General features: G+C 72.5%; 13 protein-coding genes and 1 riboswitch. Of the genes, 5 read left to right on the forward strand and 8 right to left on the reverse strand.

Annotated features, from left to right (window positions below; translation table 11 throughout):
* Nucleotides 1-4: 4 nt before the first annotated feature.
* Both ABZ484_RS04825 and ABZ484_RS04830 read right to left on the reverse strand, forming a co-directional pair.
* The gene (locus tag ABZ484_RS04825; RefSeq protein ID WP_358864459.1) at nucleotides 5-1,861 is read right to left on the reverse strand and encodes an anthranilate synthase family protein; all 1,857 of its coding nucleotides are present in this window, start codon (nucleotides 1,859-1,861) and stop codon (nucleotides 5-7) included.
* 104 nt (nucleotides 1,862-1,965) lie between these two features.
* Nucleotides 1,966-2,028: a trp operon leader peptide gene (locus ABZ484_RS04830; RefSeq protein WP_358864531.1), complete on the reverse strand. Its 63-nt coding sequence runs from the start codon at nucleotides 2,026-2,028 to the stop codon at nucleotides 1,966-1,968.
* 100 nt (nucleotides 2,029-2,128) lie between these two features.
* Between ABZ484_RS04830 and ABZ484_RS04835 the strand changes: the two genes are divergently transcribed.
* Together ABZ484_RS04835 and ABZ484_RS04840 are read left to right on the forward strand one after the other, a co-directional pair.
* Nucleotides 2,129-3,481: a class II 3-deoxy-7-phosphoheptulonate synthase gene (locus ABZ484_RS04835; RefSeq protein WP_358864460.1), complete on the forward strand. Its 1,353-nt coding sequence runs from the start codon at nucleotides 2,129-2,131 to the stop codon at nucleotides 3,479-3,481.
* 160 nt (nucleotides 3,482-3,641) lie between these two features.
* The gene (locus ABZ484_RS04840; protein WP_358864461.1) at nucleotides 3,642-3,893 is read left to right on the forward strand and encodes a (2Fe-2S)-binding protein; all 252 of its coding nucleotides are present in this window, start codon (nucleotides 3,642-3,644) and stop codon (nucleotides 3,891-3,893) included.
* A 34-nt stretch (nucleotides 3,894-3,927) separates the two neighbouring features.
* Here the strand turns inward: ABZ484_RS04840 and bfr are convergent, their stop codons facing one another.
* Complete coding sequence (gene bfr / locus ABZ484_RS04845; RefSeq protein WP_358864462.1) at nucleotides 3,928-4,446, reverse strand: bacterioferritin; 519 nt, start codon at nucleotides 4,444-4,446, stop codon at nucleotides 3,928-3,930.
* A 153-nt stretch (nucleotides 4,447-4,599) separates the two neighbouring features.
* Between bfr and ABZ484_RS04850 the strand changes: the two genes are divergently transcribed.
* Complete coding sequence (locus ABZ484_RS04850; RefSeq protein WP_358864463.1) at nucleotides 4,600-5,280, forward strand: sulfite oxidase-like oxidoreductase; 681 nt, start codon at nucleotides 4,600-4,602, stop codon at nucleotides 5,278-5,280.
* Between the two features lie 33 nt (nucleotides 5,281-5,313).
* Here the strand turns inward: ABZ484_RS04850 and ABZ484_RS04855 are convergent, their stop codons facing one another.
* The 5 genes from ABZ484_RS04855 to thiO form a co-directional block, all read right to left on the reverse strand.
* Nucleotides 5,314-6,222 (reverse strand): deoxyribonuclease IV, encoded by a 909-nt coding sequence (locus ABZ484_RS04855; protein WP_358864464.1) that lies wholly within the window; start codon nucleotides 6,220-6,222, stop codon nucleotides 5,314-5,316.
* 83 nt (nucleotides 6,223-6,305) lie between these two features.
* Complete coding sequence (pknB, locus tag ABZ484_RS04860; protein WP_358864465.1) at nucleotides 6,306-8,240, reverse strand: Stk1 family PASTA domain-containing Ser/Thr kinase; 1,935 nt, start codon at nucleotides 8,238-8,240, stop codon at nucleotides 6,306-6,308.
* A 240-nt stretch (nucleotides 8,241-8,480) separates the two neighbouring features.
* Entirely contained in the window at nucleotides 8,481-9,275 is a 795-nt protein-coding gene (locus tag ABZ484_RS04865; RefSeq protein WP_358864466.1) for a thiazole synthase, read from the reverse strand.
* Nucleotides 9,276-9,278: 3 nt separating this feature from the next.
* The gene (gene thiS, locus ABZ484_RS04870) at nucleotides 9,279-9,479 is read right to left on the reverse strand and encodes a sulfur carrier protein ThiS (protein ID WP_358864467.1); all 201 of its coding nucleotides are present in this window, start codon (nucleotides 9,477-9,479) and stop codon (nucleotides 9,279-9,281) included.
* Complete coding sequence (gene thiO, locus ABZ484_RS04875; protein ID WP_358864468.1) at nucleotides 9,476-10,639, reverse strand: glycine oxidase ThiO; 1,164 nt, start codon at nucleotides 10,637-10,639, stop codon at nucleotides 9,476-9,478. Before thiO ends, thiS begins: the two co-directional genes overlap by 4 nt.
* Nucleotides 10,637-10,748, reverse strand: a riboswitch (TPP riboswitch). Its footprint overlaps the gene before it by 3 nt.
* 94 nt (nucleotides 10,749-10,842) lie before the next feature.
* Here thiO and ABZ484_RS04880 point away from each other — a divergent pair.
* Entirely contained in the window at nucleotides 10,843-12,072 is a 1,230-nt protein-coding gene (locus ABZ484_RS04880) for an FAD-dependent oxidoreductase (protein ID WP_358864469.1), read from the forward strand.
* Between the two features lie 143 nt (nucleotides 12,073-12,215).
* Nucleotides 12,216-12,581, forward strand: a complete 366-nt coding sequence (locus ABZ484_RS04885) for an Rv2175c family DNA-binding protein (protein WP_358864470.1) — start codon at nucleotides 12,216-12,218, stop codon at nucleotides 12,579-12,581.
* Nucleotides 12,582-12,677 lie beyond the last annotated feature (96 nt).

Raw genomic sequence — 12,677 nt, forward strand, 5'->3', positions numbered from 1 at the left:
ACGGCTACACGGTCGTGCGGCGCAGCTGACCGATCAGCTCCCGCACGACCGCGGCCCCGTTCAGGCTCAGCACCGACTCCGGGTGGAACTGGACACCGGCGAAGCCCGGTCCACGTACGGCGTGCACCTCACCGTTCTCCGCCCGGCTCACCTCCACCCCGTGCGCGGCCAGCTCCCGTGCCGCCTCCTCGTCGCAGCGGGCCACGAAGCTGTTGTAGAAGCCGACGGTCTCCGCCCGCCCGAACAGGTCGACCTCCGTCTGCGCGCCCTGGTACGGCACTTCCTTCCGTACGATCTCGAGGCCGAGCTCCGCCGCGATCAGCTCGTGCCCCAGGCACACCCCGAGCACGCCGTGCCGGTGCTGCCGGATCACCTGGGCGGCCAGTTCCCGCAGGAACCGCATCTTCGGGTCGGCGAGGTCCGAGGGGTCGCCCGGACCGGGGCCGAGCACGACCGGTCCCTCGTGCGCGAGGACGGTCTCCCGCAGTCCCGGCTCGTCGAAGCGCCGTACGGTCACCTCCAGGCCGGCCGAGCGCAGCACGTGCGCCAGCATCGCCGTGAAGGTGTCCTCGCCGTCGACCACCAGGGCGTGCCCCTCGAGGGAGTCGGACCGCTCCTGCATCCGCAGCCAGAACGGCGCCAGCGAGGCCCGGCGCCCGTCCAGCGCCGCCCGCACCCGCGGGTCGTCGGCGAGGCGGGGCAGCGCCCGCTCCGCGCGCGGCCGGCCGGGACGTACGCCCAGCGCCGCCAGCACGCCCGCCGCCTTCGCGTGCGTCTCGGCGACCTCGCTCGCCGGGTCCGAGCCGCGCACCAGCGTCGCGCCGACCGGGACGCGCAGCCGTCCGCCCGCGTCGATGTCGGCGGTGCGGATCAGGATGGGGGAGTCCAGGGTCTGGGCGCCGCCGGAGTCCCGGCCGAGCAGGGCCAGCGCACCCGCGTAGTAACCCCGCCCGCCGACCTCGTGACGTTCGATGACCCGGCAGGCGTTCTGCACCGGCGAGCCGGTGACCGTCGCCGCGAACATCGTCTCCCGCAGCACCTCCCGCGCATCCAGCGAGGACCGCCCGCGCAGCTCGTACTCGGTGTGCGCGAGGTGCGCCATCTCCTTCAGCCGCGGCCCCACCACGACACCGCCCATGTCGCCGACGGTGCACATCATCTTGAGCTCCTCGTCGACGACCATCGACAGCTCCTCGATCTCCTTGCCGTCGGCGAGGAAGCCGAGCAGGTGCTCCGGGGTCGGGCCCTCGGCCGGGTAGCGGTACGTCCCGCTGATCGGGTTCATGACGACGGTCCCGCCGGACATCCGCACATGCACCTCGGGGCTCGCCCCGACCAGCGTCCGGTCGCCGGTGTGCACCACGAACGTCCAGTACGCCCCCCGCTCGCCCTCCAGCAGCCGCCGGAACAGCGCCAGCGCGTCGGACCTGCCGAAGCCGGGGATCCGGCCCTCGTACGTCCGCCGGATCACGAAGTTGGCGCCCTCGCCCGCGCCGATCTCGTCGCGCAGCACCCGCCCGACGATCTCCGCGTACTCCTCGTCGCCCACGTCGAAGCCGTCGCCCTCGACCCGGACCTCGTGCGCGGGCAGCTGCGCCAGCGCCTCGGCGATCGGGATCGCGTACGACTCCTCGGGCGCCAGCACCGTCAGCGGGGTGCCGTCGTCGCGGACGTCGAAGCCGCGCTCGCGGATCTGCCGGAACGGGACCAGCGCCAGGCCCTCCTCGGGCAGCTCGGCCAGGGTCTCCCGGGTGCTCACCGGGCCGAGCAGCAGCTCGACCAGATCGTGGTCGTGCCCTGGGGCACGGCGCCGGAGCAGGGCGAACGGGCGGGGATCGTGCAGCAGCTGTGCCAGGTCCATGGGGTCCTCTTCCGTCGGTGTCTGTCGGTGAGGAACGACCCGGGTGCCGCACACACCGAAGGCCGCCCCTCGGGCGGCCTTCGCGAAGTGTGGGATACGCGCAGTCAGCGGGCCGCCGGAGAAGCGGTCCACCACCAGTTCTGGTTCTGGGTCGAGTGCGCGAACATGCCCGGCACCCTACCGCACACCGTCCACGCCCGTGCGCCATCCGTCTCACTTGATGAGCGGATGAATGGCCCCGCGGAGCGACCCCGTAGTGTTGAGAAGGTGACCGTGAACGCTAAGACCAGCGCGAGCGCTGGCAACACCTGGCGAAACCTGCCCGCGGCGCAGCAGCCCGAGTACCCCGACCCCGAGGCTCTGCGCGCAGTGATCGCGGACCTCGAGTCGTATCCGCCGCTCGTCTTCGCGGGCGAGTGCGACCAGCTGCGCGCCCGGATGGGAGCCGTCGCCAGGGGCGAGGCGTTCCTGCTCCAGGGCGGCGACTGCGCGGAGGCCTTCGACGCGGTGTCCGCCGACCACATCCGCAACAAGCTCAAGACGCTGCTCCAGATGGGCGCCGTGCTCACGTACGCCGCCTCGGTGCCGGTGGTGAAGGTCGGCCGGATCGCCGGCCAGTACTCCAAGCCGCGCTCCAAGCCGACCGAGACCCGCGACGGCGTGACGCTGCCGACCTACCGCGGCGACTCCGTCAACGGCTTCGAGTTCACCGAGGAGGCCCGCGTCCCGGACCCCGAGCGGCTGAAGCGGATGTACCACGCCTCCGCCTCCACGCTGAACCTGGTGCGCGCCTTCACCACCGGCGGCTACGCCGACCTGCGCCAGGTGCACGCCTGGAACCAGGACTTCGTGAAGTCCTCCCCGTCCGGCCAGCGCTACGAGCAGCTCGCCCGGGAGATCGACAACGCGCTGAACTTCATGCGGGCCTGCGGCACCGACCCGGAGGAGTTCAAGACCGTCGAGTTCTACGCCTCGCACGAGGCGCTGCTGCTGGACTACGAGTCGGCGCTGACCCGGGTCGACTCGCGCACCGGGCAGCTGTACGACGTCTCCGGGCACATGGTGTGGATCGGTGAGCGCACCCGGCAGCTGGACCACGCGCACATCGAGTTCGCCTCGAAGATCCGCAACCCGATCGGCGTCAAGCTCGGCCCGAGCACGACGGCCGAGGAGGCGTTGCAGTACATCGAGCGCCTCGACCCGGACCGTGAGCCGGGCCGGCTGACGTTCATCGTGCGGATGGGCGCGGACAAGGTGCGCGACCGGCTGCCCGAGCTGGTGGAGAAGGTCACCGCCTCCGGCGCGACCGTGGCCTGGGTGACCGATCCGATGCACGGCAACACCTTCGAGGCCGCCTCCGGGCACAAGACCCGCCGCTTCGACGACGTGCTCGACGAGGTCAAGGGCTTCTTCGAGGTGCACAAGGCGCTGGGCACCCACCCGGGCGGCATCCATGTGGAGCTGACCGGTGACGACGTCACCGAGTGCGTGGGCGGCGGCGACGAGATCTTCGTCGACGACCTGCACCAGCGCTACGAGACGGCCTGCGACCCGCGGCTCAACCGCAGCCAGTCGCTGGACCTCGCCTTCCTCGTCGCGGAGATGTACCGCGACCAGTGAGGCGGTCGCCCGCTGACGGCCGATGAGTGGGGCGCGGATCACAGACGGTCCGCGCCCCATCCTCTTTTGCCGGTCCGGAGCTGCGGGTAAGGTTAGGTTTGCCTCACCGAGCAAGTCGGGATGGCACTACTGATCGATCCCGGCGGGAGGTGAGCCGCGCGTGTACGTGTGCAGTTGCTTCGGCGTCACCGAGCAGCAGGTCCAGCAGCACGCGGAGAACGGCGCATGCACGCCCCGCCAGATCGCCTCCGCCTGCAAGGCGGGCACGGACTGCGGTGGCTGCGTCCGGCGCATCCAGGCACTGCTCGGCCGGGGCGCCTGCCCGCGCCGGGAACTGGCCGACCGCGGAGCCTCGCCGTTCCCCCGCCTGCCCCGGCCGACCCCGGCGACGGAACTCGGCGACGCCGCCTAGAGCCGCTCGGCGCAGCCTGGAGCCGCTCGGCGTCCTAGTGCGTCGAGAAGCCGTGTGTGCCCGGGCCCGAGGGGTCGGGCTGGCTCTGCTCGATCACCGTGGACAGGTAGAGGGCCTCGCCCAGCTTGTCCACCAGCTCCAGCTGGGTGTCCAGGTAGTCGATGTGGTGCTCCTCGTCGGCGAGGATCGCCTCGAAGATGTTCGCGGACGTGATGTCGCCCTTGTCGCGCATCACGTCGACGCCCCGGCGCAGCCGGTCGATGGCCTCGACCTCGATCTGCCGGTCGGCCCGGAACATCTCCGTCACCGTCTGCCCGACCTGCACATGGAAGAGCCGCTGGTAATTGGGCAGGCCGTCCAGCAGCAGGATGCGGTCGGTGAGGATCTCGGCGTGCCGCATCTCGTCGAAGGACTCGTCCCGGGTGTACTTGGCGAGCGTCGACCACCCCTTGTGGTCCTGCAGCTTCGAATGCAGGAAGTACTGGTTGATGGCGGTGAGCTCGGCGGTCAGCTGCTCGTTGAGCAGTTCGAGGACCTCGGGGTCGCCTTGCATGCTGCGGGCTCCTTCCGGACGAGTCTGGGCCGATAGCGCCGCATGATTGCACCGGCATACAGAGCCGTCCAGTAAGTGCACACTTAGTGCGAGCTGCCCGAATCATCCCCGGGCTGGTCATGTGCACCCCGTCCGGTCTGTCAGGATGGAGTCATGGGTCAGCCGGTGGAACGCGCATCTGGGGACGCGTCTGGAGCGAGTGCGAAAGGAGCGTCCGAAGCGGCGTACGGGGGAGCGGCACAGCCGGAGCTCCCGCCGGGGCAGCGGTTGCAGCGCGGCTGGCCGGTCACGCACTACGGGCCCGTGCCCAAGTTCCGGCCGGAGCGCTGGGAGTTCCGGGTCTTCGGCGCCACCGCCGACGGGGAGAAGCACTGCTGGACCCACGAGGAGTTCACGGCCCTGCCGTACACCACCGTGGTGGCCGACCTGCACTGCGTCACGAAGTACAGCATGCTCGGCGCCGAATGGGGCGGCATCCCGGCCCGGACGATCCTGGACCTCGCACCGCCCGCGCCGAACGTCACCCATGTGATGGTGTGGGCCGAGTACGGCTTCAGCTCCAACCTCCGCCTCGCCGACTTCAGCTCCGAGCGCGCCCTCTTCGCCACCCACAAGGACGGCGAGCTCCTCACCGCCGAGCACGGCTTCCCACTCCGGCTGATCGTCCCCCACCTGTACGCCTGGAAGGGCCCCAAGTGGGTGCGCGGCGTGGAGTACATGACCGCCGACCGCCGCGGCTTCTGGGAGGAACGCGGCTACCACAACCTCGGCGACCCCTGGAAGGAACAGCGCTACTCCTACCAGGAGGAACCGGGCGACGGGCCCGAGCTGTGAGGTCCTCCGCCCGGCTGCCGCTCGACCTGCCGCTCAGCCGTCCCTGAGCTTCTTCAGCCGTTCCACGTCCGCCGCGTGCCCCTCCTTGCCGCCGGGGGTCTCGATGATCAGGGGGACGCCCTCGGTGGCGGGGTGGGTCAGCAGGGCGCGGAAGGGGTCCTCGCCGATGTGGCCGGCGCCGATGTTCTCGTGCCGGTCCTTGTGGGCGCCCACCACGTCCTTGGAGTCGTTGGCGTGGATCAGCTTCAGCCGGCCGGCGCCGACCGTGTCCACCAGCAGGTCCAGGGTCTGGTGCATGCCGCTCGGGCCGGTCAGGTCGTGCCCGGCGGCGAAGACGTGGCAGGTGTCCAGGCACACGCCCAGCCTCGGATGGTTCTCCAGCGCCTCGAAGTACGGCCCGAAGTCCCAGGTCCGGGAGCAGAGCGAGGCGCCCTGGCCCGCGGTCGACTCCAGCAGCAGGTACGGGTCGTCGTCGTGGGTGAGTTCGTCCAGCAGCGGCAGCAGGTGCGCGCGCACCTGCTCCAGCGCCACGGCCCGGTCCCGGCCGCCGGTCGCGCTCCCCGTGTGCACGACGACGCCCAGCGCGCCGATCTCCCGGCCGCGCCGCAGCGAGTGCCGCAGCGACGCCACCGACCGCTCGACGGTCGCCTCGGTGTGCGAGCCGAAGTTGATCAGGTACGGCGCGTGGACGTACGCCGGTATCGACTCCGCCGCGCAGGCCGCGCGGAACTCCTCGTCCTGCCGCGCACTGCCCGCGGGCGTGGCCCAGCCACGCGGATTGGCGACGAAGACCTGCACGGTCTCGGCGCCCAGCGCACGGGCGTAGGACAGGCCCACGGAGTGCAGACCGCCCGCGACGGGGACATGGCTGCCCACGGGATTGCGGGAGCGGCCCGGCAGGGCCTCAAGGGCGCGGGGAGAGGGGGAGTGCTCACTGCTCACCCGTTCAGGGTGTCACGTGACCGGCGGGCGGCGGCCAGGGGCCGCCGTGATCCCGGTCTCCCCACCGCCGGCGATGACGGCCGTCACCTGATGGTGATCGTTATCGTCGAGCCCTTCGGCGCCCGCTCGCCGCCGTCCACCGACTGCTTCTTGACGGTGTCGCCGAACAGCCCGAGGATCCCGCGGTCCTCGTCGACCTTGAAGCCGGCGTCCTGAAGCGTCTTCTTCGCGTCGTCGACGCTGTCGCCCGTCACGTCCGGCACCTCGACCATCTCCGGGCCCTTGGACAGCGTCAGCGTGACCGTGTCACCCTCGGCGGCCTTGCCGCCGCCCGCCGGGGTCTGCGCGGCGACCTGCCCCTGGTCGTACTCGGAGTTGATCCGCTGCGGCGCGACCGTCACCTTCAGACCCGCCTCCTGAAGGTCGGACCTCGCCTCGTCCAGGTCCTCGCCGGTGACGTCCGGCACGTCCACCGGGCGGCCCTTGCTGACGACGAGCGCGATCGCCGAGCCGGCGTGCCGCTCCGTGCCCGCCTCGGGGTCCGTGCTGATTACCGAGCCCTTGGGGATGCCCTCGCTGAACGCCCGGCTCACCATGCCCGGCTCCAGCCCGGCCTTCTTCAGCAGGCCCTGCGCCTCACCCAGCGGGCGCCCCTTCAGGACGGGCACCTCGACCGTCTCCGGGCCGTCGGAGACGGTGAGCGTCACCGAGTCGTGGCTGCGGATCCGGGCGCCCGCCTCCGGGTCCGTGCTGATGACCGTGCCCCGCGCGACCGTGTCGCTGTAGGCGTGCTTGACGTCCTTGACCCCGAGACCGGCCTCGTCGAGCCGCTGCCGCGCCTGCGCCTCCGTCTTTGCCAGCAGCGGCGGGACCTTGGTGAACTGGCCGGAGTTGATGTACCACACGCCACCGCCGACCCCGAGGACCAGCAGGACGGCGGCGACCACGGTCAGCAGGACGCGCCGGGGCCGGCGGGCCGGACGCCGCGGCGCGGGGGGAGTCTCCAGGCGGCTGGTGCGATGGAGCGCCGCATGGTCCGCGGAGGTCTCGTCGTCCTCGTTCACGGGCAGGGGGCGCGGCACCGTCAGCGCCCGGGGTATGACGCTCGTACGGTCCTCGGCGTTGTCGTGGCCATCGGTGAGCGCCTGCGGCGGCACCGCGTCCAGCTGCTCCGCGCCGAGCGCCGAGCGGGCCTCGCGGACCCGCGCGAGCAGCGCCACCGCGTCGTGCGGCCGTACCTCCGGGTTGCGGGCGGTGGCCGTCGCCACGAGCTCGTCCAGCTCGTACGCGAGCCCCGGCACGGCGGCCGACGGCGCGGGCACGTCCTCGTGGAGGTGCTGGTAGAGCACCTGGGCGGGGCTCTCCCCCTGATGGGGCTTGCCACCGGTCAGCATCTCGTAGAGCACGACCCCGCACGCGTAGACGTCGACCCGGGGGTCGGCGGTGCCCTGTTCGATCTGCTCGGGGGCGAGGTAGGAGACGGTCCCGAGGACCGTGCCGGTGGTGTTCGTCACCGTGTTCACGGCCCGCACCAGACCGAAGTCGGCGACCTTGACCCGGCCGTCGTCCCCTATCAGGACGTTCTCCGGCTTCATGTCGCGGTGCACGAACCCGGCGCGGTGCGCGGCGCCGAGCGCGGCGAGCACCGGCTCCAGGATGTCCAGAGCGGCGCGCGGCTGGAGCGCCCCGCGCTCGCGCAGCACGTCGCGCAGGGTGCAGCCGGAGATGTACTCCATGGCGAGGTAGACGTACGACCCGTCGGTGCCCTGGTCGAAGACCTGCACGACGTTGGGGTGGTCCAGGCGGGCCGCCGACTTGGCCTCCCGTATGAACCGTTCCACGAAGGAGCCGTCGGCCGCGAGCGAGGGGTGCATCACCTTCAGGGCGAGGACGCGGTCCAGGCGGGTGTCCAGGCCCCGGTAGACCGTGGCCATCCCGCCGACGGCGATCCGCGCGTCGACGCGATAACGGCCGTCGAGCACCTGCCCGACCAATGGGTCCTGAAGGGTCGTATCCACGCAGGCGAGTGTACGAGCCACGACGGACACCCACCCCTCCCAGCCGGGTTCGGCAGCGCGACTGAAGCCGACCTGTGACGGTGCCGCCGCCGTCTGCGGGCAGTCGTGCGCCACGGAGCCTGCGGGCAGTCCTGCCGCACGCCAGCCTGCGGGCAGTCGTGCCGCAGGGCGGCACGGGTGAGCGCAGGGCGGCACCCACCCGAGCGGCAAGCGAACGACGCACCGCAACCCCACGAGCACCTAGAAAGCCGGCCGCTCCGGATCCAGCACGGCCAAGCCCTCCGCAGGAGAGGACGCCTCGGCGAAGTGCCGCTTGGGGATCCGCCCCGCCAGCCGCGCCATCCGCCCCGCCGCCACCGCGTGCCGCATCGCCTCGGCCATCACCGCCGGCTCCTGCGCCCGCGTCACCGCGGAGGCGAGCATCACCCCCGCACACCCCAGCTCCATGGCCAGCGCCACGTCCGAGGCCGTGCCGGCGCCCGCGTCCAGGATCACCGGCACGCGCGCGTGCTCGACGATCAGCTGGAAGTTGTGCGGGTTGCGGATGCCAAGACCGGACCCGATCGGCGAGCCCAGCGGCATGATCGCCGCACAGCCCACGTCCTCCAGCTTTCGCGCCAGCACCGGGTCGTCGTTGGTGTACGGCAGCACCGTGAAGCCGTCGTCGACCAGCGTCTCCGCCGCGTCCAGCAGTTCGATCGGGTCCGGCAGCAGCGTCCGCTCGTCGGCGATGACCTCCAGCTTGATCAGGTCGGTGCCCAGCGCCTCGCGCGCGAGACGGGCCGTGAGCACCGCCTCGCCCGCCGTGAAGCAGCCCGCCGTGTTGGGCAGCACCCGGATGCCCAGCTTCTCCAGCACCGACAGCACGGAGCCGTGCACCGAGGGGTTCACCCGGCGCATGGCGACCGTGGTCAGTTCCGTGCCGGACGCCACCAGGGCCCGCTCCAGCACGTCCAGGCTGGGCGCACCGCCCGTGCCCATGATCAGCCGGGACGCGAAGGACGTGGCACCGAGGACAAGGGGATCGTCGGCCATGGGTCAGCCTCCCTGCACCGCGGTCAGCACTTCGACGCGGTCGCCCTCGCTCAGGGTCGTGGACGGCCACTGCGCGCGCGGGACGACGGTCTCGTTGAGGGCGGCGGCCACCCCGGAGGGCGCCGCGGTCAGGCTCCGCACGACGGTGTCCAGAGCGGTGCCGGGCGAGAACCGGTGGGGCTCGCCGTTGACGGAGATGTTCATGCGGGCTGCTCCGTGAGGGCGGCGGCGAAGCGCCGCGGGGTGAAGGGACGGGCCTCGTCCGGGAGTTCGCCGGTGGCCAGGGCGTGCGCCATGGCGTCACCGGTGACCGGGGTGAGCAGCACGCCGTTGCGGTAGTGGCCGGTGGCCAGCAGCAGCCCGTCCAGCTCGGTCGGGCCGAGCAGCGGCGCGTTGTCGGGTGAGCCGGGGCGAAGCCCGGCCCGGGTCTCGGTCAGCGGCAGCTCGGTGATCCCGGGGACCAGTTCGTGGGCGTCGCGCAGCAGTTCGTACACCCCGCCGGCCGTCACCGTCGTGTCCCAGCCCAGCTCCTCGCTGGTGGCGCCGACGACCAGCTCGCCGCTCACCCGCGGCACCAGGTAGACGTGGCTGCCGCGCACCACGGCCCGCACCGTGCGGCTCAGGAACGGCGCGTACCGCTTCGGCACGGTCAGCCGCAGGACCTGCCCCTTGACCGGCCGCACCGGTGGCAGCACCTCGTCCGGCACCCCGGCCAGCTGCCCGCTGCGGCTGCCCGCGGCGAGCACCACCTGTCCCGCGCCGAGCTCCGTGCCGTCGCGCAGCACACAGCCGGCGGCCCGGTCCCCGCGCACGGTGAGCCGCTCGGCCCACGCGCGGTGGACGACCACCCCGGCCCGCTCGCACGCGGCCACCAGGGCGGCGGCGAGCCGTCGCGGGTCGATCTGGTGGTCGCCGTCGACCCGCAGCCCGCCGCGCACGCCCGGCGCGAGCATCGGCTCCAGGCGCCGGCAGTCCCGCCCGGACAGCCACTCCGACTCCAGGCCCGAGGCGCGCTGGAGGTCGTGCAGTTCCCGCAGGTGGGCGCGGTCGTCGGCGTCCAGCGCCACGGCGAGCGTGCCGCAGCGGCGGTAGCCGAGGTCGTGGCCGGTCAGCTCGGTCAGCTCGGCCGCGAAGTCCGGGTAGCGGCGGGCCGAGGCGAGGTTCAGCCCGAGCAGCGTCTGCTCGCCGTAGTGCAGTTCCGTGACGGCGGCCAGCATTCCGGCCGCGACCTGCGCGGCCCCACCGCCCGGTTCGGGGTCCACCACGGCCGTGGTGAACCCGCGCTGCGCGGCCCGCCAGGCCGTCACGAGTCCGATGATCCCGCCCCCGATGACGAGGACGTCTGACGTACGTGGCAACGACATGGGCGTCCAGCCCCTCCCTTCGCCGGCATGACCCGGATCAGGTTCGTACGGTCGGAGGCCGCCAGCCTCCCTCTCAGCCCGGTGCGTCCGGGCTCCCGCGAGTGCTTGTCGGAGGCCACCCTAGCCCCTGGGGCGGAGCACTCGTAAGGGAGCCTCTCGCATGCCCCCTGACCGACCGAACCGTCGGTGACTATGGTGATCAGGTGAGCGAGCAGACGCAGGAACAGGGCATGTCACAGCCGCGGCGGGTGGTCGTCGTCGGTGCGGGCATGGCCGGTGTGCAGACCGCGGTCGCCCTGCGCGAGCAGGGCTTCACCGGCACCGTCACGCTGATCGGCGCCGAACCCCACCAGCCCTACGACCGGCCGCCGCTGTCCAAGGCGGTGCTGCTCGGCAAGGCCGAGGGCTCGGCCTTCGACGTCGACTTCGAGTCGCTCGCCCTCGAACTGCGGCTCGGCTGCGAGGCGCTCGCCGTCCGCCCCGAGGCCCATGTGCTCGACACCTCCGAGGGGCCGGTGCCCTACGACGTCCTCGTCGTGGCCACCGGCGCCGAACCGGTCCGGCTGCCCGGCGCCGAGGGCGTCCCCGGCGTCCATCTGCTGCGCACCCTCGACGACGCCGAACGGCTGCGGCCCGTGCTCGCCGAGCAGCACGACATCGTGGTCGTCGGCGCGGGCTGGATCGGCGCCGAGTTCGCCACCGCCGCCCGCGAGGCGGGCTGCGCGGTGACCGTCGTGGAGGCGGCGGACCGGCCGCTCGCCGGGGCCCTGCCCGCCGAGGTGGCCGCGCCGATGACCACCTGGTACGCCGACAGCGGGGCCGAGCTGCGCACGCACGCGCGCGTGGAGCACGTCGAGCCCGGTGCGGTGGTGCTCGACGACGGCTCACGGCTGCCCGCGGGCGCCGTCGTGGTCGGCATCGGCGCACGCCCCGCGACCGCCTGGCTCGCCGGTTCCGGCATCGCGCTGGGGGAGCAGGGGGAGGTGCTCGCCGACGACCGTCTGCGCACGTCCGTGGCGGACGTGTACGCGGTCGGGGACTGCGCCTCCTTCCCCTCCGGGCGGTACGGCGAGCGGCTGCTCGTCCACCACTGGGACAACGCGCTCCAGGGTCCGCGCACGGTCGCCGCCAACATCATCGGCCTGACGCCCGCCGTCTACGACCCGGTGCCGTACTTCTGGTCCGAGCAGTTCGGCCGTTTCGTGCAGTACGCCGGTCACCACACGTCCGCCGACGCCACCGTCTGGCGCGGCGAGCCGTCCGGCCCGGCGTGGACGGTCTGCTGGCTGCGCGGGGACCGGCTGGTCGCCCTGCTGGCGGTCGGCCGGCCGCGGGACCTGGCACAGGGCAGACGGCTGATCGAGGCCGGCACGCCGATGGACCCGGAGCTGCTGGCGGACCCGGCCAGGCCGCTGAAGGCGGCCACGGCGTAGCGCCGCGGGGCGCGCCACGGGGCGTGTCGCGGGGTTTCGCGGGGGCGTCGCAGGGCGCCGTACGTGCGATGTTCTCCCGCGGGTTCTCCCAGGTGGACGGGCCTGACTTCCGACTGTCAGTGGCGGATGGCAGGCTTGGATCCGTGACCGAGATTGACGCGAAGATCGATGCTCTCGTCCCCGACTGGCTCACCCTGCCCGAGATCGCCGAGATGTTCGGCGTCGAGGTGACGAGGGTGCGGCAGCTGGTGAAGGAGGGCCAGCTCATCGCCGTACGCCGTGGTGAGAACCGCGCACTGCACGTCCCCGCCGCCTTCATCGACGGGGACAAGGTCGTCAAGGGCCTGTCCGGGACCCTGACGCTCCTGCGGGACGACGGTTTCACGGTCGAAGAGATGATCGAGTGGCTCTTCACCCCCGACCCGAGCCTGCCCGGCACCCCCGCGCAGGCCCTGAGCGAGAATCGCGGCACGGAGGTGAAGCGCCGCGCCCAGGCGCTCGCCGTCTGACCGGTACCGCCTGAACAACCCGATCCGGCGTACGGGCCACGGCCGGGCGGCCACGGCCGCTTCGCCACAGCCGCCCCGCCGCGGCCCGTACGCCCT

The sequence above is a fragment of the Streptomyces sp. NPDC006393 genome (assembly GCF_040628575.1).
GTDB lineage: Bacteria > Actinomycetota > Actinomycetes > Streptomycetales > Streptomycetaceae > Streptomyces.

What these genes read in the sequence shown, in the direction of transcription:
- ABZ484_RS04825 (WP_358864459.1), bottom strand. Translation starts at nt 1,861, where the DNA reads ATGGACCTGGCACAGCTGCTGCACGATCCCCGCCCGTTCGCCCTGCTC.
- bfr (WP_358864462.1), bottom strand. Translation starts at nt 4,446, where the DNA reads ATGCAAGGCGACCCCGAGGTCCTCGAACTGCTCAACGAGCAGCTGACC.
- ABZ484_RS04850 (WP_358864463.1), top strand. Translation starts at nt 4,600, where the DNA reads ATGGGTCAGCCGGTGGAACGCGCATCTGGGGACGCGTCTGGAGCGAGT.
- ABZ484_RS04865 (WP_358864466.1), bottom strand. Translation starts at nt 9,275, where the DNA reads ATGGCCGACGATCCCCTTGTCCTCGGTGCCACGTCCTTCGCGTCCCGG.
- thiS (WP_358864467.1), bottom strand. Translation starts at nt 9,479, where the DNA reads ATGAACATCTCCGTCAACGGCGAGCCCCACCGGTTCTCGCCCGGCACC.
- thiO (WP_358864468.1), bottom strand. Translation starts at nt 10,639, where the DNA reads ATGTCGTTGCCACGTACGTCAGACGTCCTCGTCATCGGGGGCGGGATC.